The sequence below is a fragment of the Paraburkholderia graminis C4D1M genome, from assembly GCF_000172415.1.
Lineage (GTDB): Bacteria > Pseudomonadota > Gammaproteobacteria > Burkholderiales > Burkholderiaceae > Paraburkholderia > Paraburkholderia graminis.
In genome coordinates, this window is the sequence record NZ_ABLD01000013.1 from 92,695 (window position 1) to 115,483 (window position 22,789).

The window sequence follows — 22,789 nt, forward strand, 5'->3', positions numbered from 1 at the left end:
TTCCAGCGCAACCCCGCGATTCGCCGCTACGGTTATTGCGCGGGAATCGTCACCAGCGGAAGCGCTTCCTGAGCGCCAGTGTCCGCCATCGTGAAAAACAGCATGACGGCGTTAAGCGCCCGTTTGGTTCGCAGGTCGCCCTGATCGATCCAGAACCAGTAGTCACGGTAGCGCACTGCTGCATAAGCGTTGACAGGTCTTTGCTTGCCACTGTGAATTTGCACTGCACCCTGCTGCAGTTCGGCTGCGCTCTGCGCGACGACGGGAAGCGCACTATGGTCAGCCAGATGCTCTTCCGGCACGTCGATATAGCTGGAGAAGGCCTGCATGATTTGCAGCATTGAGCGGCTGTTCACTGTCAGTTCATCGTCGGCACCGCGCGCCGGAGAATACTTGATCTTGAATTTTTGTGGCCCGATTGGCATGCGCAGCAAGCGGCGCACTTCGGCGGTCTTTGCCACGACGTCGGCAGCGATGTCATCGCGCCGAAACAGTAGCACCGCGGTTGAACCCTTATCCTTATCCTTGTCCTCCTCGACGCGCATGCCAACGGCGCCCGTGGCCTGTACTTCGCGCAGCAGTGCAACGGCCCGAAGAAAGTCCGGATCCGCCTCCTGCATCATTCCGGCGGCCGTCGAGCGATTGCGCACGCCGTTGAGCGACTCCACCGTCATGCCCAACAGGAAATCCGCTGCATAGCCACTCTGGAGCATGAAGAAGATATTCTTCGGGTCGATCGGTTCAAGCAAGCCTCGTAAAAACTTTTGCCCCGTCGCCGGCGAATACGTGATGGTCGGCCGGTCGGTATAGACACCCTGTACTCCAGCGGCCAAAAAGTTACCTTGCACTGCCCTCTCCCCGGACAACGTCCCATTCACCGACACACCGGTTTGAAGAGAATAACCGCTGACAACAGATGCGACCTCGACGAAGACCGGCAAGTCCAGGTACCGAAGCTTGACGATGTTCAGCAGCGTTTGCTGCTTCCACGAGTCGGCAATCGCCGCGCTGTAGTCGAAGCGGTCCGCAACGATAGTGGTGGGGCCAATGGACGTGCAGCCGGAAGCCAGCAGGCACACGGCGACGCAAGCGCATGACAGCCTGCGAACCAGGAAGCCGATGCAGCCAGTACTACGGATGCTGCTGCAGGGATACGCCTGTCTCATGGCTGTCTGACCTCCGCGTCCGGGACTTCGCTACAGAATGCTGCCGGCAACTCTCGCGAGGCGTCCGGCGCTTCGGGCTATTCGAAAACGTTAGCGCTCCTTTTGGCACGCGTTCGGTGTGCTCATGTACTGGACGCCTATACTGCTTTACGTCGGTTGACTCAGATCAGTCCGTCAACGAGCCCTTCCGGCAAACCGCACATGGCGGAACGCATTCGTCGACCGGTGGCGCGCCATGCGATCTGGGTGTCGCCTTCTATCTACCTTGACCTGTATCAAGCAGGCAGTTGCCTCAAAGCCTATGCTGTATGGCAGGCGCGCGCCGCTCGTAAGAAAAGGTTGTGACAGTCAACACCATGCGAGTGTGCCGGTGAATGAGACCAGCTCTTCAGTGGAGTGTCCGATATGAACCAGCCAACGATCTGTATTACGGTGCCGATACTGTCCCTGGAATCAACTGTGTGGTTCTCCGTCTATGGTTTCGGTTGGGGATATCGCGCCTTCGAGCTCTCCCGTCACACAGTGTGCGAATCGCTTGGCGCACGCGATATGTCGGAGCAACAAATCCTTCTCGCTTTCCAGCTCGGCAAGCGACAAATCCTCGATGCCGTTTTGCAGCAGGCATCGCTCTGCTATCACGGGGAGCGGATCCTGCTTTCTCTGGATGCAAAGTCCCAACGTATGCGTACCGACGCTCCCAAAATGCCGAAAGCAGGCGCAAAAGAAGAAGCAGCGCACATGGAAAATTGGCTCGCCAACAACTCAACGATAGCTCTGCAGATCAACTAGTCCAACGTGGATCACACCGTGATGCACTAGTTCGGTCGGGTCGTCTACCATAGGTGTCTAAATGGCGCGCGTCGCCAGATCGATGCGCAATCCAGCCGGCAGCAATTCCTTACGGGGAAACCGGACAAGCGCGAACGTTCTCGTAATAGGGGGATTACCGGGAACGCGCGCGAAGTAGCACTCGATTTCGTGGGCCGCCGCCACTCCGGCTGGCTGAATCACGTTCATCATATCGAGGCGCACACGCCTGCTCGCAACGAAGAGATGATCAGACGGTGACGACATCACGTCGCACACGCATTTCACTTCGAGATCAGCTAACCGCCCAGGCACTCTAAGCGCGGCGAGCGTTGCGGAATTCGAATCGATCTGCGCCTGCAGGCGCTCCACTTCAGCCGATCCGGCAGGTAACAGCGAGGCGCCTATTACGGCCCGCATACCAGTGCCTTGCTGCTCCAACAGCGCGACGCGCTCCTCGATTAATTCCCGCGATTGACGCGCCAGGTTGCGTTGCATCGTAGAAAGGCTCGCAAGCCCCTCAAGCGCCAATTGGTCAATCATTCGACGCCCGATTTCCACGCGTAGCGATGCTTCGGAATTGCTGCAGATAGAAACGCGGTGATCACTGAAGCAGAGCGTAGTTTGCGGCACGTCGTGACGAATCGAGTTTCCTTCCATCGCGACGCCCAATACGTGCCGCTCGATCATCGACATGCCGAGGACGGCATAGGCCGCCGCTTGATCCGCTTCTCTGTCGAAATAGGTTTGCAGTGTTTCCGAGCGGCTAAAGGCGTCGGCCAGATCTTCTCGCGTGGCAAACATGGCCCGAATCAACGGATCGGACGACCATGCGTCAGCGTTGGCCTCGTGCGGCGAGGGCAGCGACGCGACCAGTTTGTCCACGTATTCGTGCGCGGAGGTTACCGCGCGCGTGAGCTTTTCTTCGTAGTGACGGGCGTACTTTAATCGCGGGTTCATCGCGAGGACGCGAGCAACGGTTTCCCGTGACCTCGCACTTGATTCTGTCCACCCATGGTGCTGCGCAAACAGCCTGCGGAGTAATCTCATCGGTCGCCTCCAGCTACTTTTCCCGCAGTAGGAACGGATAGTCGCGAACTGCCTTTTCGGCGGAAGTGCGCTGGTGGAGTTTGGCGCACACTCAATGCCCCCGGGCCTATCCTTCCATTACTGCTTCGATCCTGCCTTCGCGGATCGCCTGGACGAAGTCGCGATAATCGCGCCGGTTTTGTGAGCTGTATTCTGTTGCGAATTCGGTCATTGCGTCGTCGAACGTCTGGCCCGAACCCATGTAGCCGGCGATCATCGCAGGATCCCCCGAACGCGCGTGAGCGCGCGCAAGAGCGTGTGCGCACATGCGGGCATACTGGCGAAGCATCCCTGCATCGAGCGCTTCGATCACAACCGATATCTTCATATCGCGAAGCTGGCGAACATAGAAGTGCCGACCGTTCTGACCGCGACTCCAGCCGAGAAATACATCGCTGGCGGATTGCATGATGCGTTGGCCCGCGATTACCCGCTGACCGTGATTCGCATACCCACTCTTGCCCGCATAGGGCTCGAGTACCGACGCCCTCGCCTCCTTGACTTGCAAAAACAACGGGTCGTTGTCAGACGCAATGAACAGACCTACGCCGCACATGGTGCCGACACTACCCACCCCCACCACCTTGAGCGCGAGGTCCACGATGCGAAATCTGTCGAACAGGACGCGGACATGATCTGCGAGGCTATCGCGATACGAGGCGATCGCCTCGGCATACCCCGACTGAAGACCCGGCGCCATCTCTTCAGTAGGATGAAACATGAGAGGCGGATCGTCCTTGATTCGGGGGCGTCCGCCCTGCTCCGTAACAAGCTTCGGATACAGATGGTCCGGCACGGTCTTGCGGCGCTCAGTTTCGATCCGTTGCGCAATCCGCTTACGCGTGGCTTCTACGATCGCGGAATCGCCTGACCTGTCCTGGTACTTTTGCAGGTCGATACGGTCATACCAGACGTCGAGCACGCGCATCGAAGCATAGTCGTGCATGCGTTCGCGATACTCCCGCACCAGGTCCGCCGCTATGCGCACCGTCTCGCTGTAGGGCAATTCCAGGTGCTGGGCCGCAATCACCACGCTCGCTGCGAGCCGCTTTAAATCCCATTCGAACGGGGCAGGCAACGTCTCGTCCAGATCATTGATGTCAAAAATCACATTTCGCTCCGGCGTCGCAAATCCGCCGAAGTTCATCAGGTGCGCGTCGCCACACGCCTGCACCTGTACACCGCTTGTAGGCGTGGAAGCCAGATCTGCCGCCATCACCGCCGCGGCGCCGCGATAGAAGGCGAACGGGGATTGCGACATCCGACCGAAACGAATGGGAATCAGGCTCGGGAGACGGCCTTCATTGGACTCATTGAGCAGTTCGATCGGGTCCCGGCGTCGGGCGGGCAACGCCCATCCGGCTTGAGATGATCGGGATACCGAATCACGTATGACTCTTCCTTCTGCCGCCCTTTCATCCGGCGTGCGATACAGAACCGGTTTCGCCTGCGTATTGCGTGCGGCTTTCTTCGAAACGGCTTTGTCCATGATAGCCCCTGGCTAGTTCGCCTTTTACCCGTTACTGTTACCACTAAACTTTTTGGACGGCATCTGGCCGCTCACGGCGGCATTTCCAACGATGCGTCCCGGGCGGGCTGCTCTCGTTGCGATTCGTGCCACGCAGTCACCGCCTGTTCGAGATTAAGAAACATGCGTTCGCGTCCCAGCGCCTTGCCAAGCGGCGCGTTCTGCACCACAGCGAATACCCCAGGACTAAGGCCTACCAGCCACAAGGCAATTCCAGCCTCGCGATATTTCTTTTCCGCCTCCGTCAACATTTTCAAGGCCGTGTATTCAAGGTCGAAAACGGCCCGCATGTCGAGGGCTACAACGCGGGGGCGCGCCTCATCCACGAGAGGGGTAATCTTGTGACCGACATTCGACGCGTTGAGGAAAAAGATTCGGCCCTCGGGACGCACAAGCAGCATTCCTGGAAACTCCTCATCGTCCGGATGCTCCGCGCTGACCGGCCGGAACACGTTAGTGCCTCGCTTGCGGCGCAGCACATGCACGGGAGGATTCGACACCTGGTATGCCAACGCGACAAGCGACACCAGAATCGCGATCAGAATGCCGCGCAACGTACCGAGCAGCACAACGCCCGCGAGCGCCACGAGTGCCCAGACGAACTCCGTGCGTCTGACGGCGAGAATCGCGCGAAAGTCCGCGGGTTTGAACAACCCGACCGAATAGACGATCACGACGCCAGCGAGCGTCGCATACGGCATCAGTCCGATAAGGGGCGCGAGCAGGAGCATCGTGCCCAAAGTTACGGCAGCTGTCACAAGCTCAGCCAATTGGGAGCGCGCACCCACGAGGCGATTGACTGCCGTCTGGCTAGTCCCGCCGCCTGCGGGCATGGAACCCAACAGCGCGCCTGCTGCGTTGGCGAGACCCGTCGCCACAAGTTCACGATTTGGCAGCGGGACAGGTTCGCCGCTCTGGACGAACGCCCGGCCCGCAGCAATACTTTCTGTGAAGCTCATCAGGGCGATGCCCACGGCCGCCGGCCAGAGGGCTGCAAGCAACGAGACGTCCGGCATGACGAGCGACGGCAGCCCGGTCGGGATATGGCCGACAACCTCTATTCCATAACGGGGAAGTCCAAGGAAGTACACGCCCGCAATTCCGCACGCGACGGCAATCAGTGGAGCCGGCGATTTCGGATAGAGACGTTCGAGCAGAACGAGTATCGCTACTGTCGCGGCACCGACGGCAATCGTGGCCGCTGACGCGTGAGGAAGCCCGGTGACGAACGCGTATAAGTTATGAACAAACGAGCCCTTGACCACGTGGATGCCAAACAGTTTGGGCAACTGATCGAGTACTATGACGACGGCAATGCCGCCCTTAAAGCCGGTCAGCACAGGCTCGGAAATGAAGTTGGCGACGAACCCGAGTCTCAGAAGCCCGGCGAGTACGAGAATGACACCGACCAGTAGAGTCAGCGTGGCAGTGGCTATCGCGAGGTTGCCTACTCCGCCATCCGGTACTGCCTGTCCCAGCGCAGTCGCCGTGAGAATAGCCAGCGTCGCAGTGGTACTCACACTAAGCGGCCTCGATGTACCGAGGAGTGCGTAGACCACCATCGGCACCAACGCCGTATAGAGCCCTATCTGCACGGGCAGCCCAGAGACCGTCGCGTATGCCATTGCTTTTGGTAACACGACCGCCGCCGCCGTGACACCAGCAACACAATCCGGTTTGACCCACGACTTATCGTAACCGCGAACCCACTCGAGAACCGGAAGATGAAAGCCGGGACCATGTTGCGACAGGGGCAGATGGCGCATATTCGCGTTCCATGTGTAGCTACAAGCGTTACCGGAACGGGCAACAGGTGTCCGCACGGTGCAGTCTCACGTTGGCCCCTGTACGAAGCCACTGCGCGATATCTGCGTGGCAGAGTCGGTGTCGCTGCGCGTCATGGCGTGTCCGAATCGCTGACTGTCCTGAAGAATCGGCTTTCTAGCGGATAGTCAAAGCGAGCTGCGACAGCTGATTCTTCGGCTCCGACGCATCGCACTCTGTGCCGCCTGGCGCGCTGTCGCTTACCGCGTTCTTCAGCGTAAGCATCAGCCTGCTTTCCCTCGTCGAGGCAATGATCTGGCCGTAGCTGACGGCCGGGATGAACCGGATATCAGGAGCGACCACCACCGATGCGTTCGCGGTGCCGTCCACGGTCAAGTCGAATTCCACGGTAACCGAATCTATCGCAACGCCCAATCCTGCTTGCAGGCGGCCAAATCCTTCTTAAAACTGCACAATCCCGCGAGGACCTGCATCATCGCAGTACGAATGCCGACTGGCTTGTCTGGCAGCCTCAAACCGCGATGGACAACGTAAGCAACGGCGCTGTGCGATAGACGCGCGCGCGAATTATTGGCGGCGCATGCGTGACTGTCACAGGTCGCCGGTCTCTTTCGTGTTCGTTAAGCGATACCCGCTCGGCCGGAGCGCGAAAGCAGATGAACTTTCAGCCTATACGCATCGAGAAGAATGTTGTATCGGACTTTGGTCCAATGACAGTCGCGTGGTCAGCGTTGGCGGATCAGTCTCCGACAACACAGTGGTTATTGCTTGCCGGGATCTGCGACAACGCCCGCCGCCCGTCGCGCAGCTTCCTGCACGCCCCGCAGGGCTAGAGCAACGATCAGCCGCGTGAACACCATGCCGACCAGCCCCAGCAATATCGCATCGATCCGGTCGAACGTTGAGGTGGGAACGACGTCGCCGTACCCGATGGTCAGCGCCGTGATCGCGCAGAAGTACAAGGTTTCCTCCATCGTCGAAGGCGTTCGCTTCACCGTCTACACGGGGTCCCCGATGTAATACATTCCCGTCATTTTCGCGGCCGGTTTGCTCGCGTGGTGGCGTTCGTCCTCTGACATCTTCGCTGTGTCGGGGCTGTGGGCATACTTGTTCCGGTCGGCGAACTCGGTGGCAGCAATTGAGGGGAGGACAAATCGCGGCCCCAATACATGAACCAGCCCTTTCATCAGCACGGGCTTTACGCCCGGTCTGGTAGGAACATGCTGTTTATTTGCTTTGAGCTTGTCTGCCCAGATCTTCGCGTGCTCCCGTTCGGAGGCGGCTAACTCGCCAAAGGTCCGTCTTCTTTCGGGGTCTGCTTCGACTCGCGCGAGCGTCTCGTAAATGGCCGCGCCATGCAGTTCGTCGGCAAGGTTGGCCCGATAGCGCTTCAGTTCTTGCCTTGTTGCCATATCCGAGGGCTCCGGTAGACGCTAAAGCAGCTGGGCACGCCACTTCGCATTGGTAAGCGTATGCGATGCGATGACCGCGAGTGGAAATCGTTCGCGTTTTGATTCACGATGTCTTTTCGTGCCCTTTCCTGTTCGCCGGCGCATGCGGAGGCGATAAAACGCTCGCGGACTTCAGGAAACCTTCAGCTTGTGCGGTCATATTAGCCGGAACCGCGGTAGCTGCGTCTGTCCGGCGCGACTGCCAGGAGGAAAGCTTGGAACACGACACTGTCCGCGTTGCCCGCGCATATCTGAAGAGTGCTGCCTCTGGTGCGATGCTTCCACAGAGTGCGGCGCTTGTCGGCATTGCGTTGCTCGGCGTCGACGAAGCCGTTTCGAGACACTACATTTTCGCTGCTGGGCCACGGGAGTAATCCTGGCGTTTCCTGGATTAGTGAGTTTCGCTAGTCGCATGGCGAACGATTACATAGCAGCGGTGAATTGTGCCGGCGTAGACGCATACGATCGCACAGTCGCCCACCATAGCGTGGCCGCTGTCTTGCAGTTTCTGTCCGGGATTGACCATTGCGTTTCCGTCACGAAAGACGACGACAAGGAATCGCCGCGATGACCTTTTGATAGGCACAGACCGATGCTACGCGACAAGATCTCTAACGCCTCGTCAGCGGCCACGCGAATTGCGGCCGGTGATGACAAAAGGACCTACGACAGTTTTTCCATTGCCCTGCACTGGGTTACCGCAGTCCTTGTTCTAGGCCAATTCCTACTTGCGCAAACGTGGGGTTTAACGCCGCGTCCGACGCGGCACCTCATGATTGTGGCGCACATGTCGTTCGGCATCCTGCTTACGGCGGTGCTGATCGCGCGAATCGGATGGCGTCTGTTACGTGGACATCAGGCGCCGCCCCCAAACGTCGGGTGGGTGGAGCATGCCGCCAGGACTGTCCACTACGTGCTCTATGTATTGCTGGTTTCTGAGGCTCTGCTGGGGTTCGTTCTGCGTTGGTCGGGCAACGAATCCATGAGCTTTTTTGGACTGGAGCTCCCACCGCCGTTCCCGCCCTTTAGCAAACCAGCCCACCACAGCGTCGGAGAAGCGCACGATCTCATCGGATGGACGATCATCGTGTTGGCGGGCTCCCACGCAGCAGCGGCGTTGTTTCACCACTTCTTTCTGCGCGATGACGTGCTCCTCCGCATGCTACCGGGTCAGAAGCGCAGAGACGACACGTGAAGAGTTAAATGACCCCTGGTGATGGTGGCGACGCCGGCTCGCGTGCTCTACGGCCCGGCCAACTGTAACGCTAGTCGCGCACGAGGACCCCGGCAAGTTGGGATATTGGCTGGACCGCTGTCACTGCGCCACACATGTCGGACCGTTCGACGATTACACATTTTCTACAAGGACCGCCCTTGAACCTGTCGTTCCTCATCTTTCTAAGCGTTTTGCAGGGCGTCACCGAACTTTTTCCGGTGAGCAGTCTCGGCCATACATTGCTCGTGCCCGCGCTGTTTGGCATGCACATCGACAAACATGCGCCGCAATTGCTGCCGTTTCTCGTCGCGCTCCATCTAGGCACCGCGTTCGCGCTCCTCTGGTATTTCCGCGCGCGGTGGCGCGCGCTGGTGCGCGGCTTTTTTACATCGTTCGGCGGCCGGCGCAACGACGACGCGCACATGGTGTGGGCGCTTATTATTGGCACGATTCCGGCGGGGCTGGTCGGGCTGCTACTCGAAAAGCGCCTCGAGCGGCTTTTCCACGACCTGCGCATCGTTGCTCTCGCGCTGATCGTGAACGGCGTGCTGCTGTGGCTCGGCGATCGCCTGCAGCGTACGCGTGCACATCAGCCGCCGGAGAAGCTGACGTTTCGCCAGGCCTTTCTCGTCGGCCTGGCGCAGATCGGTGCGCTGATTCCCGGTTTCTCGCGCAGCGGCCTGACCATGATCGCCGGCAGTGCGGCGGGCCTGACGACGGAGAAGGCCGCCGAGTTTTCGTTCCTGCTGGGCACGCCGATCATTTTCGCAGCCGGTTTGCTTGAATTGCCGAAGCTCTTCCACGCGCCCGGCCAACTCGCGGACGCGCTGCTGGGCGGGGTGCTGACCGCGATCGCCGCATATCTCAGCGTGCGTTTCCTGATGCGCTATTTCGAAGGCCGCGGACGCCTTGCTTCGTTCGGCGTCTACTGCGTGATCGCGGGCATCGTGTTCCTCGGCTGGTTGGCGCTGTATCCACAACCGGCCTGAAATGGGTCGATGCCGTCCCATGCGCTGCGAAACCAGGGCATCGAGAGTTGTCACGGGTACAGTGTCTGGTTGCCGGGATAACAGCCTCAGCCGGCGCACGTCGCAATCCGCCCGGAGTAGTTTACGGGCCCGCTGACCGCCAGTTTTTGTCAAAGCTCACTGAACCCGGGCCAGCAAAGTCGGGTACCCGTTTAGCTGACATACTTGCAGGCCGGATGGCGCGTTGCCCCGTGAGCGGATACGGCCAGCACCGCAATCTCCCTCTCGTCGCCGGGTACGGGTAGGACCAGCTCGCTGGCTGCCGATCGCATTGAGGCATTCTTGATAGGCCCTCGTGTTTCGCTTCACACCGGACACGCCATGCTGTATGCACTCATCCTCGCTGGCAGCGTCCGTTGCGTGGAATGGCGCAACGTCGCAACACCCGGTCACGGCCTGCAAGCTGCGTCGCCCCGCAGCCAATTGGTTGACGCAGGTCAACCCCCGAGTGTCCGGCCGGAGTCATTCTGAAAATAGGTCGCGGGTTACGCCGCACCGTTTCGCAGCGGATTGAGCATTCTTGTCCCGGCTACAGAAAATCGGAGCTGCGGTGGCCTGTACGGCCACAGGTCGTCGCCTTGCACGACATGCTTAATGGAATTGACACCAGCATGCAGACTATTCGCGTTGAGTCCGCCCCAGATGTTATCTCTGCCGATATCGAACACGCATCGCCCGTCGGGCGCATCGATACCCAGCGTGGATTGTCGAACGCGCAAGCGGAAGAGCAGCGCGCCCGTTTCGGCCGTAACCTCGTGGACTCAAAAGCGCGCCGCACGTGGTGGCAGACGCTCAAGGAAGTACTAAGCGAGCCGATGTTTCTTCTGCTCCTCGGCGCGACCGGCATCTACTTTGTGCTGGGCGATGTATCGGAGGCACTGGCGCTTCTCGCGTTTGTCGGCGCAATTGTGTTGCTGACCGTTTTTCAGAGCCATCGGACCGCTCGAGTGCTGGACGCTCTTCACGAACTGTCCGCGCCTCGGGCGCAGGTAATCCGGGACGGTCAGCGGCAGTTCGTTTCCGCCGCCGAACTCGTGCCAGGCGACGTAGTTTTCGTCGACGAAGGTGCTCGCGTCCCGGCCGACGGGACGGTGACCGAAGCTCATGAACTGAGCGTGGACGAGTCGCTCATGACGGGCGAGTCGGTTTCGGTGAACAAGTCCGTCGCAAGCTTCGATGCATCCGCCGAACAGCAGTCTTCCGGGGAGCTCTATTTCGGATCAATGGTGGTGCAGGGTCAGGGACAGATGATAGTGACTGCGACCGGGCAGAATACGATGCTCGGTCGCATTGGCGCGTCATTGAGCGGCATAACGGAAGCGCGCTCACCGTTGCAACTGGAGACGAGAACGTTCGTCAACCGCGTTGCGGTGGCTGCGGTCGCATTGTGCCTGCTGCTCGTCGTGGCTTATCGTTGGCGCTCGGGCGAATGGCTTCCGGGGGTGCTCGCCGGGATCACTCTGGCCATGGGCATTCTTCCCGAAGAAATTCCCGTGATCCTCACCGTGTTCATGGCACTGGGAGCCCGCCGCATTGCTGACGAAGGCGTGCTGACGCGCCGCATGAGTGCGATAGAAACCCTCGGGCAGACGTCCGTGCTGTGCGTCGACAAGACCGGCACACTGACGCAAAACCGTATGTCCGTGCGCATGCTCTTTGCACAGGGAAAGCGGCAGGTCATCGAGCCGGACATGCAGCGCATTGATGAGGCGTATCACGAACTCATCGAATGTCTGGTGCTTGCAAGCGAAATCGAGCCGGTCGACCCAATGGAGCGCGCGTTTCACGAAACAGGCCGGGTTGGGCTCGCCGGCACGGGGCGCATCCACCCGGAATGGTCGCTCGTGCACGAGTACGCGCTGACCCCCGAGTTGCCGGCTATGTCCCACGCGTGGCATTCGCCGGAGCTCGACCATCACGCCGTGGCCTGCAAAGGAGCCCCCGAGGCAGTCTGTGATTTATGTCACCTGAGCGAGCATGAAACGCGGACTGTCCTCGATCAAGCCGCGCAGATGGCGTCGGGCGGGCTACGGGTGCTGGGGGTGGCCAAAGCACGGCACTCACGTCCCGACTGGCCGCAAACGCAGCATGACTTCGCGTTCTCTTTCGTGGGGCTGGTGGGTCTGCTCGATCCGGTCCGCCCGGAAGTCGCAGGCGCTATTGCGCAATGCCAGGCAGCCGGCATCCGCGTGGTGATGATCACCGGAGACTATCCGTCGACGGCGCGGGCTATTGCGACCGAAGTCGGCATCGACAGCGCACGGATCGTGACGGGCCAAGAGGTGGCCTCGATGGACGATGCACAGCTTCGCGATGCCATTCAGCGCGACAACACATTCGCGCGCGTCAAACCGGAGCAGAAACTGCAGCTGGTCAACGCTTTCCGCGAAAGCGGCCAGGTGGTCGCAATGACGGGCGACGGTGTGAACGACGCGCCCGCGCTGAAGGCGGCGCATATCGGCATTGCGATGGGGCTGCGCGGCGCCGAAGTTGCGCGCGAGGTCGCATCGCTGATCCTGCTGCGCGACGACTTCGCGCCGATCGTGTCGGCGATCCGGCTCGGAAGACGTATCTACGCCAATCTCGTGCAGGCAATCAGCTACACAGTCGCCGTTCACATTCCGATGATCGCCGCGGTCATGATTCCGGTTTTCGTCGGCTGGCCGCCGCTGCTTGCACCCGTTCATATCATCTTTCTCGAACTGATCATCAACCCGGTCTGCTCGGTCGTGTTTGAGAACGAGCCCGAACGCGCGGACCTGATGCGCTTGCCGCCACGCCCCATCGGCGCAAGGCTGCTGTCGAACTGGACACTTGTCAAAGGAGCGACCGCAGGTGCGGTGGGCGCCATGATGCTGCTGGGCTTGTACGGTTGGCTGCTCACTCATGGCTACCCGTTGCCCTTTGCCCGCACAGTTGCGTTCGTTTCGCTCGTAGCAGGCAATGTCGCTTTGATCTTCGTAATCCGTGCTTTGCCGGGCGCGGAAGGCCGCGCCAAATCGCCTGAGCGGAATCGCTACCTCCTGATCGTTCTGTGCGCAACGGGGGCTGCACTTCTGCTTCTGATGACAGTGCCCCCCTTGGCGCAGCTGTTTGGACTGGTCGCGTTGCTAAACAATTGACGGTGCAGATGCAAAAATGGGAGACGTTCTCGTGATTACAATCGCGGCACTGTTCGTGGCCATTCTGCTGCTCAACGTCATTCCGGCCTTCGCCCCACCCACGTGGATGGCGATGTCGTGGATAGGATTCAATCAGCCGGACGCGGACCCGTTCGTGCTTGCCATAGTGGCTGCGTCCGCTGCCACAATAGGACGTCTGATTCTTGCGCGATGCTCGACATGGCTCGTTCGCGGCCATCTGATGCGCGAAGCTGACCGGCAAAACATCGACGTGATAAAGGTATGGCTGGAAAGAAAGAAGGCGGTGACTGCCGGGGCGCTGCTGCTCTACGCTTTCAGTCCGTTCCCGTCGAACTATCTGTTCATCGCCTATGGGCTGACCGGTCTGAGACTGTGGCTCATCGGCGTGCCGTTCTTCTGCGGACGCCTCGCGAGCTATGCAGTCTGGACACATTTTGCGCAGGTCGCACACTCGTACCTCGACCCCGAGTTCGATCTCGAGGGAGGGTATCTGGGCGCCTATTTCATTGCCACCCAACTGGCTTTGCTATGTCTCGTTTTCGCGCTGATGCGAATCGACTGGAGCTTTGCAGTCAATGAGCGCAAGCTCCGTTTCAAGCGCGACACACCGGCTCAAAACGCTCGTACCTGACTGACGCAACCGGATTCCGCGCGACAGGCATGTTCTATCCGAAGACATTCCACGCTGCGATGCGCCGGCTGACACGACGGTATCGGCCGGCGAGCTCATCAATCATTGCGCTTGCGGCCGGTCAGCATCGCACCGACCAGATCTTCCCGATGGCGCCAGCTCGCGAGCAAAACGCCGCCGACGTGAAGTGCAACGCATACGAGTACTGCGTTGGCGCACGCTTCATGGAGTGCTTCGACCGCCTCCGAACCCCAGAATGCGTTCGTCGTAAGCAGCCATCCGGTCGCGCCCGTCGCGGTGAGCAGAACGAGAAGAGCAATGATCATCGCTCCGCCTGCGGGGTTGTGTCCGAGGTAGCGCCGCTCGCGGCCGGCCAACATCGCCTTCGTATATTGGGCGAATCTGCGCGGACCCGGCACGAAGTTGGCAAAGCGGGCATGGTAACTCCCCACGAAACCCCACGCGATGCGCAATGCCACCAGCGCAAGGACCGCATACCCGAGGATGTGATGGACAGTGCCCCCGTCGTCGCTCGACGCATAAGCTGCGCCGAATGTGACGGCAACGCTCCAATGGAAAACACGGACGAATAGATCCCAAACAGGCGTCGAACGGGAGGCGTCGCGTGTTGCTTCGTTCACGCGGCTCATTCGTTGCCCTCCTCGCTCACAGGCTTGCCGTCCATCGGATTGACGACCATCTCGTGGCGCTTGCCTGACTTGTCGAGCGCATAGACCTCATAGCAGTTGCCTTCAGGCTTGACCCGCTTGACCTGATATCCCTGCTTCTCCAATTGCTTCGAAACTTCGTTGTCCTGCATCCATTTCGCTTTCGGCTCAGTGGTACATGACCCGGTGGCCTGGGCGGACAACGGCAGTGCGATTGCGGCAACGGCGACTGCCGCGCAGAGGCGAACATTGATCTTTTGCATTTGAGACTCCATTAGTCGGTTGGCTTGTAAATCGGTCGGTTGTCCCGACTTACAGGCCGCATGCTGCGACGCCACCCTGAAGGGAATCTTAAGGAAATAAGCTTTGCGTGTGTGAGTTGCGCCCGACTAGACTAGTAGTCCAAACCGATGATCGAATGGACCCGCATGCGGGAGACGTGATTGGTTGCCCCATGCCTTTGGGAGTTTTGTGAGATGCGCGTGTTGCTGGTAGAAGACGACGAATTAATTGGAAGCGGTGTCGAAGAAGGACTACGTGACGCAGGGTTGACGGTCGACTGGGCGCACGATGGTCGCGAGGCGATGCTCGCATTGACTACAACGGAGTACGAACTGGTCGTGCTCGATCTCGGTCTGCCCAAACTGTCCGGAACGGAGCTGCTCGATTGGCTGCGAGGTCGTCGCGACGATACGCCGGTTCTCGTCATGACGGCAAGGGACACTGTTGCGGACCGGGTAGGCGGTCTCACCGCCGGGGCGGACGACTACCTGGGCAAGCCGTTCGACCTGAGCGAACTGATTGCGCGTTGCCGGGCGCTTCTGCGTCGCGCGCATGGGCGCAGCACCGAGACGATCCAGTATCGGGATCTGATCGTGGAGCCGTCGACGTTCACCGTCACGCAAGGTGGTTTGCGTCAGCCGTTGACCTCGCGCGAATGCGCCGTATTGATCGAGTTGCTGACCCATCAGGGCACCCCGCTCTCGCGCGCCCGCATCGAGGAAAACCTTTATGGCTGGCAGGAAGAAGTCGAGAGCAATACGGTCGAAGTACATATTTCCAACCTGCGCAAAAAGCTCGGACCCGGAATCATCAAGACGATCAGAGGTGTCGGCTATGTGGTGGAGAAGGCATCGTGACAACCTCGATTCGTCAGCGCCTGACGCTGCTGGTGCTCGTCAGCGTCGCGCTTGTGTGGGCCTTAGCGCTCATCTCGAGTTACCGCCAGGCTATTCATGAGGCCGGTGAATGGGACGACGCGCGAATCGAGCAAGCGGCTCGCACGCTGGCGCTCATAGACGTGCACGATCTGGTGGCGCTCGTGAACGAAAGCTCGCACGTTTCCGACGACGACGGCGACGATGACGTGTCGCGCCGCCTGCTGTACGAAGTGCGCGACCTTAACGGCCAGCTGCTCGCTGCGAGCCCTGGGTTGCCCGGGTTGCCCAGGTTTCCACCTACGGCTGCGCCGTCGGCGCCAGGCAAGGACGCCGCAAATAGCGCAACGGCGGGCGTGCCGGAATGGAACATCCACCAGTTTCGCGATGCGCTCCATGATCGCAGCGTGCGCGTGTTCGAACGCAACGATAGCCGGGCGGATCTGGGCGCTGGCGTCGCCAGGCGCATCGCCAGACCGCTCGCATTCGCGCTACCGGTTCTCGCCCTCGTCATCTGGGCGGCGATAGGCAGTAGCCTTGCGCCGCTGAAAATTCTCTCCCGAGCAATCGCTGCGAGGAACGTCGACAATCTGGAAACGATAGACCTGCAAGGCACGCCGGCCGAAGTCTCTCCGCTCGTCGACGCACTGAATGTCCTGCTGTCGCGGCTTCGCGCGTCGCTCGATCGCGAGCGGGCCTTTACCGCAGACGCCGCCCACGAACTGAAGTCCCCGCTCGCCGCAATCAAGGTTCAGGCGCAGGTCGCGCTTACCACACGCGACCCTGCAAAACAGCGCCTCGCGATGCAGCGGGTGGTCGAGGCCGTGGACAGAAGCACGCACCTGGCGGAACAGCTGCTGTTGCTTGCGCGACTTGATGAACGCATTCCCGCAGCAGCCGTAGACGTGCAACTAGACACCGTGGCACGCGAATGCATCGCTGCGCGCGAGGCCGATGCTTTGTCCAAGGGCCTTGAGTTAAGCGTGGTTGGCGACGCGTATGTGACGATCGAAGCGCCGCCTGCATTCGTGCGCATCATGCTCGACAATCTGGTGGACAACGCCATCAAATATGCAGAGGCAGGCGGTCGCGTCGAAATCGTCACCCGTCAGACGCCGGAGGCCACGCTGCTGCTCGTGCGAGATAACGGCCGGGGCGTGACGGAGCAAGACCGGATGCGTCTGAGCGACCGATTCTTTCGCGCTGCAGATGCACGTCAGAGCGGAACCGGATTGGGACTGTCGATCGTCGCGCGAATCGTGGACCGTCTCGGCGGGAAGCTGACTTATACGACGGGAATTGACGGCCGGGGGTTAGGCGTCGAAATCCGGCTCCCACCTACTTCGCGCCATAACCTGCCATAGTGGGCGTGAGGCGTCGCGTTAGCCAGGCGGCGCCTCGTTCTCCGCTCTTTCCTCGGCATAGGCTTCCTGCGGGGCGCCCACGGCCCTTCTTCAACCTTCTCTGTCGCCCGCTTTGCGTTGAGGGACGCATGCAGGCCGGTGTTTGACGCATGTCAACCGACCCAGGCGCGGCGCGCTCACAATGAGTCCATCGCCGCCGACAGGCGCACGTCACGCACGAACGGAGATACGATCATGAGGCCGACTCAGACGCGCGGCAACGCACCCTGCGAAATCAGACGGATACTCGTCGCCGTAGACGCGTCGCCGGAGTCTGCGCGCGCGGCCGAATACGTGTGTCATATGGCACTGGCCGGCGCGCGGATTCGCGTGGTCAGCGTCGCAGAGAATCCCCGCACCCTCTTGCCGCTGGGCGCCATGACGGATGCCCAACTGCAACTCGCGCGTACCGAACTGGCACGCGATGCTGCAAATGCCGTGGCACGAGCAAGAAGTGTATTTGCGGATGCCGGCATCGACATCGAATCGGACGTCGTCGAGACATCCAGGCAAGGCGGTTATACGGCGAACACGCTGATAGATGCCGCCACCGAGTGGAAAGCGGACCTGCTCGTCATGGGTGCCCGCCAGCACCATGGCATGCTGCGCTGGATCGAAGGAACCGTATCCGAGTTCGTCACTACGGTAGCGCCTTGTTCGATCCTCGTCGTGCCCGCCGGCTACGAAGCGGATATTGGACCGTCGCCGCAACGGATTCTGTTCGCGCTCGACGGCAGCACAGCATCGCAGGACGCGTTGCATTTCGGGCTGCGGCTCGCCCGACCTGACTCCCGCCTTCGCGCCATCTACGTGGTCGACCGCGCCGTGCGGCTGACCGACTTCGTGCCGATCCACGTTCTGCAGGAGGCGTTTATCGAAGAGGGGCACGCGGCGCTCGCCACAGCCGCGAGCGCGTTCGCGGAACTGTTCAACCATACGGAGACCGCGCTCGTCAAAACCGAACCGGTCAGCGACGACGTGCCGCACACAATCGTGCGCGACGCCGAACGCTGGCATGCGGATCTGCTGGTCGTCGGCACACATGGACGGCGCGGTGTCGCGCGGTGGTTCCTGGGCAGCGTCGCAGCCCGTACCGCTCGCCTCGCTCGCACGCCATTGCTTCTGGCGCCGTCGCGCGGTCAAAGCAGCGTGAAATAACCCAGGTTCAAGCTCGCCTGTCTGGTGACACGACGCTGCCAGATCGTGGGCGCGCGATATCCGCCGGCCTCCCAAAGCGTCATGCGAATGCGATTCCGTGACATTGCAGGTCACGCCTTTGACAAGAGGATCGCTGTAGGCGGAAATGGTGATGTGGTTTCCATAACGCTGGCTGCGGGTCTCCATCGACACAAGTTCATCTGCCAGTGCAGCAGGCGGCAAAAAGATCAACAGCGCCCCTGCGATGCTCGATCGTCCCCGAACCCGTTGTTTCATTATGCGTCTCCTCCTTCTCCATCGCCGAGTCTTTGCCTGCGCTGCGCGGCGACGGCCAGCTGATTTGAATCTATGCCAATGGAAAGTGAGCCGCTTGACACAAGTCAACGCCCATGTGTCGATTGAGCCTCAGATGAACTGCGTTTCTACTGGGACGACGCGGACACTCATGGCGCGCCACGGACCTGAAGGCTGTTCGGCTATGGGTCACCCCTGACGGCATATGGAGCGTGCAAATCAAGTGGGCGACCCTGTGCAATCGCATGGCCGCCGGATCCTTGTTATCTTCGATGCTCGCGCCGTCTCATGGCTTGACCTGCATCGACAGTCCATACGGGCGAAGCGTGCCGTTGCAGTCGTTCGGGCATCGTCTGGTTAAGCCGAATGGTTCCCGGCGATGCGAACACTGCTGAACATCAGCTAGCAAAGAGTTGCGTACCCATCGCAGCCGACGCCGGTGCCGGTGGAAAGACGTCCCATGCGCCGACGTTATGCCGAAAGAACACATTACTCAATGGTCTCTTCGATACCCGCCCCTCCAGGCGGACGTAGCGCACGCCGGTGCAACCTGAACGCCCTACTTCGGTGATGCGGGCCGGAACCGACCACGTCGGCGCGGGCCATTTATCTACAAGCGCTGTGCGCGGCGCGCTGCATGTGCCGATTGAAGGCTCCGTCGCGCTGTTCATGCTCGGCACGGCGCCACATCTGTTCGCAACGACATCGATGGGTATTTACATGGCGACTCCCGCGCGCAGCATGCCGCGGTTCGCTTGCTGGTGGTCCTCGTGCTCCTGCCGTTGCAGATGCTCTCCGGCAGCATCACCCCGCGTGAAAGCATGCCGAAGATCGTTCAGGAGGTCATGCTGCTCGCGCCCACCACTCATTTCGTCGAACTTGGCCAGGCCATTCTGTACCGCGGCGCCGGCCTCGATGTCGCCTGGCGTCCGTTCCTGATTCTGATGGCGATCGGGTCGGTCCTGTTTGCCATGGCATTGCGGCGTTTTCGCAGAACCATCGGCAAGATGGCCTGATATGGATGGGCTGACACAGGTTCTGCTGGCGGCCATGACCGTGCAATTGGCGCGATCCGAACTGAAAGGGGTGGCGCGTTCCGATCCGCGATTGCTACACCGGCCGTCGTCGGCACTACTGCGCCTGTCCTGCGCCTGCCGCCAGTTCTACGATGTCGTCGGTGATCTCGTCCTGGCGAACGCGTCGGTAGCTTTGCGTCAGTTCGTCGAGCGTGTCTTGCACATTAGCGCGGGCGGCCAGCATTGCGCGCATCCTCGCTTCGTTTTCGGCGGCAAACGAGAGCATCAACGCTTCACAGATTTCGACGAACACATACGATTCGACAAGCGCGGCAAGCAGACCTTCGACGGGAAGGTTCAACAGCGGCGGCACACTGCGCTCGACTACCCGAAACCTCGAAAAATCCAAAGGGATCAAGCGGTGCTCGACGATCTCGCCGGAGGGTGTAGCGCCCGGCAGCGCGTGCACGAGCGAAACACCATCTATCGCACGGGTCGCAAGGCGCTGATAGAGCGCATCCGTGACGCGGCCCGCCAGCGACAGGACGTCGTCCGCGTGGGAAGCCGCAGGTGAATTCCACAGGACTGGACAGCGACGTTCTTTGGCCAGCAACTCACCGCGCGTACCCACCAGCATCAGCTCCGATTGTGCATGGTCGATACAGTTCTGCGAATAGTCGAGAATCCGCTCATTAAAGGCGCCGACAAATCCCTGCTCCGAGCACAGCGCGATTACGATCCGCGCGCGCGGCTCCGCCGGCGATTCGAGCGGTGGATGAGGCATCCCATGTCCGAGAACCGCGCCGATCGCGGCACCCACGGTTGCAGCCGAGGAACGTATGCCGGGCAGCCGCCGTTGCGCCTCGCGCGAGCGGGCTGCCGCGATGCCTCGCATGGCGCCGATCACCGCATCCAGTTGACGCGCCGTCGCGCTGCGCGCTTCGATTCCCGCCAGCTTGCCGCTCATCGCTCGCTCCGCGCTCCGGTTGAAGCGGCGGTACTGTCGCCCGCGAGACGCCGCACCATGTCGCGCACCGCCGTGACGAGCCTCGCCTGAGCTGCCGTGTCGAACGACGCGCCGTGAAATGCCGCTTCGAGTCCCGCGCCCGGCAGCCGGGCTGCGAACTGCGCGCGCACTTGCGCTGCAACCGCCGGCGGCGCTGCATCGAACACGCCCTCCGCAAGGGCTGCGAGCAGCGCGATTTCGTCGAGAGTGGAAAGCGGCTCGAATCGGGGTTGCGCAATCAATGCCCGAATGCGTTCGCCCCGAGCAATCTTGTCGGCGACGTGCGCGTCCGTCAGCCCTCCAAACCGGCTGAACATCTCCAGCTCGAGAAACTGCGCATAATCGAGCCGCAATCGCCCCGACACGCCACGCAACGCGCGATGCTGCGCCTTGCCGCCGACGCGGCTCACGCTCAGGCCGACGTCCACTGCCGGGCGTTGATTGGCGGCGAAGAGCGCTGCATTCAGGACGATCTGGCCATCGGTAATCGAGATCAGATTGGTCGGGATATATGCAGACAGGTTGCCCATGTCGGTTTCCGCGATTGGCAACGCAGTCAGGGAACCGCCGCCGAGGCTCGCGGACAGTTTTGCCGCGCGCTCGAGCAGTCGCGCATGAAGGTAAAAAACATCGCCCGGGTAGGCTTCACGGCCCGGCGGCTCGCGTGTCAGCAACGCCAACTCCCGATGCGTCGCGGCGTGCTTCGTCAGGTCGTCGATGACGATCAGCGCATGCTGTCCACGGTCCCTGAAATATTCGGCAATCGTGAAGCCCGCAAACGGCGCAATCCACTGCAACCCGGCCGCCGACGCCGCGGCGGCAACGACGAACACGCAGCGCTCGGGCGCGCCATAGCGGTGTACCGCTTCGATCACTCGCTGCACTGCCGACGAACGCTGTCCGATTGCCACATAGACGCAAATCATGTCCGAATGCTTCTGGTTGACGATCGCGTCGAGCGCCAATGCGGTCTTGCCAGTCGCCCGATCGCCGATAATCAGCTCTCTCTGCCCGCGGCCGATGGCGAAAAGCGCGTCGACGATCAGCACGCCGGTCTCGACAGGCTCGCTGACCAGATCACGATCGACGATAGCGGGCGCGGCCCGCTCCACCGGCATGCGGCCAGCCGCGCTCACTGGTTCCTCCCGGTCGAGCGGCCGGCCTAGCGGATCGATGACGCGTCCGAGCAAGCCCTCGCCCACCGGCACCTCGAGCACTGCGCCCGAGCGAGTGACAGATGCACCGGCTTCCACCGTCGCAGCGTCGTCCAGTAGCACCACGCTCATGAGGTCGGCTTCGAGCGTATGCACGAAGCCGCTCGCGCCGCTGTCGAAATGCAGAAGCTCATTGAGGGCGGCATCGGGGAGTCCCGACACGAACGCAATGCCGTCGCCGATGCGCTCGACGCGACCGACCGTATCGGCGTAAGGCCTTGGCGCCGCGCGAGCGAGCGCCGCGCGCTGCGCCTCGAGCCACGTGTCGTCGTATGAGTCAGCGGGAAGGATGGCTGTCATCGAGCAGCGCCTCCGTGATCCTGGCGAGCTCGGCGCCGATGCTATTGCGTACGACGGCATGCGGCGACCGCAGTTCGAGACCGGCGATCAATTGCGGGTCGACTTCGAAGCGAAGCGGCAGCTCGCGCCGAAGGCGACCGGCCAGCGTCGCGCGGCACTGCTCCTGTTCTTGCGGACTCAATGCGCGCGGTGCGACGAGAACCGGCGCGACGCCGTTCTCTCCCAGCTCCGCGCGCGTGGGCTGGGGAAGTCGTCCGATTCCGGCGGCGAGACCTTCTATAAAGCCTGTGACGCGCATGCTGTCGGGGAGTCTTTCGAGCAGCTTCCTCGCGATATCGACGGCTAGCCGGCTCGCCCGTTCAGCAGCCAGCTTGTCTTCGGTCGCCCGTGCCACCGCCGCTTGCTCTTTCACCGTCGCGCGCAATGCCTCGGCATCTGCTTGCGCCGCGGCCAGAAGAGCCTGTTTTTGCGCCGCGACCTCCACGGCGACGGCCTTGAGTGCGTCGTCGCGCGACGCGACGATCTGCCGGGTTGCGCGAGCTGCGTTGTCGCGCTCATGAATCGCGGCAGCTTTTGCCGCATCGGCATCGGCGATCAAAGCCCGGGCCGTGTTCTGACGTTCGGCGATGATGTTCGCGACCGGGCGGAACAGGAAGCGCGCAAGCAGCCATATCAGCACCAGTGCATTGATGGTTTGCAAGGCGAGCGTCCACCAGTCGATTCGCATGG

18 protein-coding genes and 2 pseudogenes are annotated in these 22,789 nt (G+C 61.1%); 9 read left to right on the top strand and 11 right to left on the bottom strand.

Annotation, left to right across the window (positions count from 1 at the left end):
• Nucleotides 1–32 precede the first annotated feature (32 nt).
• Complete coding sequence (locus tag BGRAMDRAFT_RS20415) at nucleotides 33–1,166, bottom strand: hypothetical protein (protein ID WP_006050709.1); 1,134 nt, start codon at nucleotides 1,164–1,166, stop codon at nucleotides 33–35.
• A 405-nt stretch (nucleotides 1,167–1,571) separates the two neighbouring features.
• Between BGRAMDRAFT_RS20415 and BGRAMDRAFT_RS35025 the strand changes: the two genes are divergently transcribed.
• The gene (locus BGRAMDRAFT_RS35025; RefSeq protein WP_006050710.1) at nucleotides 1,572–1,955 is read left to right on the top strand and encodes a hypothetical protein; all 384 of its coding nucleotides are present in this window, start codon (nucleotides 1,572–1,574) and stop codon (nucleotides 1,953–1,955) included.
• A gap of 57 nt (nucleotides 1,956–2,012) precedes the next feature.
• On the opposite strand, the gene BGRAMDRAFT_RS20425 is transcribed toward BGRAMDRAFT_RS35025, so the two are convergent.
• The 5 genes and pseudogenes from BGRAMDRAFT_RS20425 to BGRAMDRAFT_RS35030 form a co-directional block, all read right to left on the bottom strand.
• Nucleotides 2,013–2,933 carry a hypothetical protein gene (locus BGRAMDRAFT_RS20425; protein WP_232292311.1) on the bottom strand — a complete coding sequence of 307 codons (921 nt, stop codon included), beginning with the start codon at nucleotides 2,931–2,933 and terminating at the stop codon, nucleotides 2,013–2,015.
• Nucleotides 2,934–3,129: 196 nt separating this feature from the next.
• A complete protein-coding gene (locus BGRAMDRAFT_RS20430; protein WP_006050712.1) occupies nucleotides 3,130–4,551 on the bottom strand; it encodes a DUF2252 domain-containing protein in 1,422 nt (473 codons plus the stop codon).
• Between the two features lie 71 nt (nucleotides 4,552–4,622).
• Nucleotides 4,623–6,356: a SulP family inorganic anion transporter gene (locus BGRAMDRAFT_RS20435; RefSeq protein ID WP_006050713.1), complete on the bottom strand. Its 1,734-nt coding sequence runs from the start codon at nucleotides 6,354–6,356 to the stop codon at nucleotides 4,623–4,625.
• A 175-nt stretch (nucleotides 6,357–6,531) separates the two neighbouring features.
• Nucleotides 6,532–6,762, bottom strand: coding sequence for a hypothetical protein (locus BGRAMDRAFT_RS20440; RefSeq protein WP_232292312.1), 231 nt, complete (start codon nucleotides 6,760–6,762; stop codon nucleotides 6,532–6,534).
• A 374-nt stretch (nucleotides 6,763–7,136) separates the two neighbouring features.
• Nucleotides 7,137–7,454: pseudogene (locus BGRAMDRAFT_RS35030) on the bottom strand (potassium channel family protein).
• A gap of 964 nt (nucleotides 7,455–8,418) precedes the next feature.
• Between BGRAMDRAFT_RS35030 and BGRAMDRAFT_RS20455 the strand changes: the two are divergent.
• The 4 genes from BGRAMDRAFT_RS20455 (at nucleotide 8,419) to BGRAMDRAFT_RS20470 (ending at nucleotide 13,844) form a co-directional block, all read left to right on the top strand.
• Nucleotides 8,419–9,021: a cytochrome b gene (locus BGRAMDRAFT_RS20455; RefSeq protein WP_006050718.1), complete on the top strand. Its 603-nt coding sequence runs from the start codon at nucleotides 8,419–8,421 to the stop codon at nucleotides 9,019–9,021.
• Nucleotides 9,022–9,200: 179 nt separating this feature from the next.
• On the top strand, nucleotides 9,201–10,031 hold the full coding sequence (locus tag BGRAMDRAFT_RS20460) for an undecaprenyl-diphosphate phosphatase (RefSeq protein ID WP_006050719.1): 831 nt from the start codon (nucleotides 9,201–9,203) through the stop codon (nucleotides 10,029–10,031).
• Nucleotides 10,032–10,681: 650 nt separating this feature from the next.
• Nucleotides 10,682–13,192: a cation-translocating P-type ATPase gene (locus tag BGRAMDRAFT_RS20465; protein WP_006050720.1), complete on the top strand. Its 2,511-nt coding sequence runs from the start codon at nucleotides 10,682–10,684 to the stop codon at nucleotides 13,190–13,192.
• Between the two features lie 31 nt (nucleotides 13,193–13,223).
• Nucleotides 13,224–13,844, top strand: coding sequence for a hypothetical protein (locus tag BGRAMDRAFT_RS20470; protein WP_006050721.1), 621 nt, complete (start codon nucleotides 13,224–13,226; stop codon nucleotides 13,842–13,844).
• A 98-nt stretch (nucleotides 13,845–13,942) separates the two neighbouring features.
• Here BGRAMDRAFT_RS20470 and BGRAMDRAFT_RS20475 read toward each other — a convergent pair whose 3' ends face one another.
• Together BGRAMDRAFT_RS20475 and BGRAMDRAFT_RS20480 are read right to left on the bottom strand one after the other, a co-directional pair.
• Complete coding sequence (locus BGRAMDRAFT_RS20475) at nucleotides 13,943–14,494, bottom strand: cytochrome b/b6 domain-containing protein (protein ID WP_006050722.1); 552 nt, start codon at nucleotides 14,492–14,494, stop codon at nucleotides 13,943–13,945.
• Nucleotides 14,491–14,775: a PepSY domain-containing protein gene (locus tag BGRAMDRAFT_RS20480; protein ID WP_006050723.1), complete on the bottom strand. Its 285-nt coding sequence runs from the start codon at nucleotides 14,773–14,775 to the stop codon at nucleotides 14,491–14,493. Before BGRAMDRAFT_RS20480 ends, BGRAMDRAFT_RS20475 begins: the two co-directional genes overlap by 4 nt.
• A 213-nt stretch (nucleotides 14,776–14,988) precedes the next feature.
• On the opposite strand from BGRAMDRAFT_RS20480, the gene BGRAMDRAFT_RS20485 reads away from it, so the two are divergent.
• The 4 genes and pseudogenes from BGRAMDRAFT_RS20485 to BGRAMDRAFT_RS20500 form a co-directional block, all read left to right on the top strand.
• On the top strand, nucleotides 14,989–15,651 hold the full coding sequence (locus BGRAMDRAFT_RS20485) for a response regulator (RefSeq protein WP_006050725.1): 663 nt from the start codon (nucleotides 14,989–14,991) through the stop codon (nucleotides 15,649–15,651).
• Nucleotides 15,648–17,033 carry an ATP-binding protein gene (locus BGRAMDRAFT_RS20490; protein ID WP_006050726.1) on the top strand — a complete coding sequence of 462 codons (1,386 nt, stop codon included), beginning with the start codon at nucleotides 15,648–15,650 and terminating at the stop codon, nucleotides 17,031–17,033. The genes BGRAMDRAFT_RS20485 and BGRAMDRAFT_RS20490 overlap by 4 nt, the downstream gene beginning before the upstream one ends.
• 234 nt (nucleotides 17,034–17,267) lie before the next feature.
• Complete coding sequence (locus BGRAMDRAFT_RS20495; protein ID WP_006050727.1) at nucleotides 17,268–18,230, top strand: universal stress protein; 963 nt, start codon at nucleotides 17,268–17,270, stop codon at nucleotides 18,228–18,230.
• Between the two features lie 912 nt (nucleotides 18,231–19,142).
• Nucleotides 19,143–19,540, top strand: a pseudogene (locus tag BGRAMDRAFT_RS20500) (ABC transporter permease); the annotation flags it as partial.
• Between the two features lie 115 nt (nucleotides 19,541–19,655).
• Here BGRAMDRAFT_RS20500 and BGRAMDRAFT_RS20505 read toward each other — a convergent pair.
• The 3 genes from BGRAMDRAFT_RS20505 to BGRAMDRAFT_RS20515 are packed head-to-tail and all read right to left on the bottom strand — an operon-like array spanning nucleotide 19,656 to nucleotide 22,787.
• Nucleotides 19,656–20,507, bottom strand: a complete 852-nt coding sequence (locus tag BGRAMDRAFT_RS20505; protein WP_006050730.1) for a F0F1 ATP synthase subunit gamma — start codon at nucleotides 20,505–20,507, stop codon at nucleotides 19,656–19,658.
• Nucleotides 20,504–22,060, bottom strand: coding sequence for a F0F1 ATP synthase subunit alpha (locus BGRAMDRAFT_RS20510; RefSeq protein WP_006050731.1), 1,557 nt, complete (start codon nucleotides 22,058–22,060; stop codon nucleotides 20,504–20,506). Before BGRAMDRAFT_RS20510 ends, BGRAMDRAFT_RS20505 begins: the two co-directional genes overlap by 4 nt.
• The gene (locus tag BGRAMDRAFT_RS20515) at nucleotides 22,038–22,787 is read right to left on the bottom strand and encodes a F0F1 ATP synthase subunit delta (RefSeq protein WP_006050732.1); all 750 of its coding nucleotides are present in this window, start codon (nucleotides 22,785–22,787) and stop codon (nucleotides 22,038–22,040) included. Before BGRAMDRAFT_RS20515 ends, BGRAMDRAFT_RS20510 begins: the two co-directional genes overlap by 23 nt.
• Between the last annotated feature and the right edge of the window lie 2 nt (nucleotides 22,788–22,789).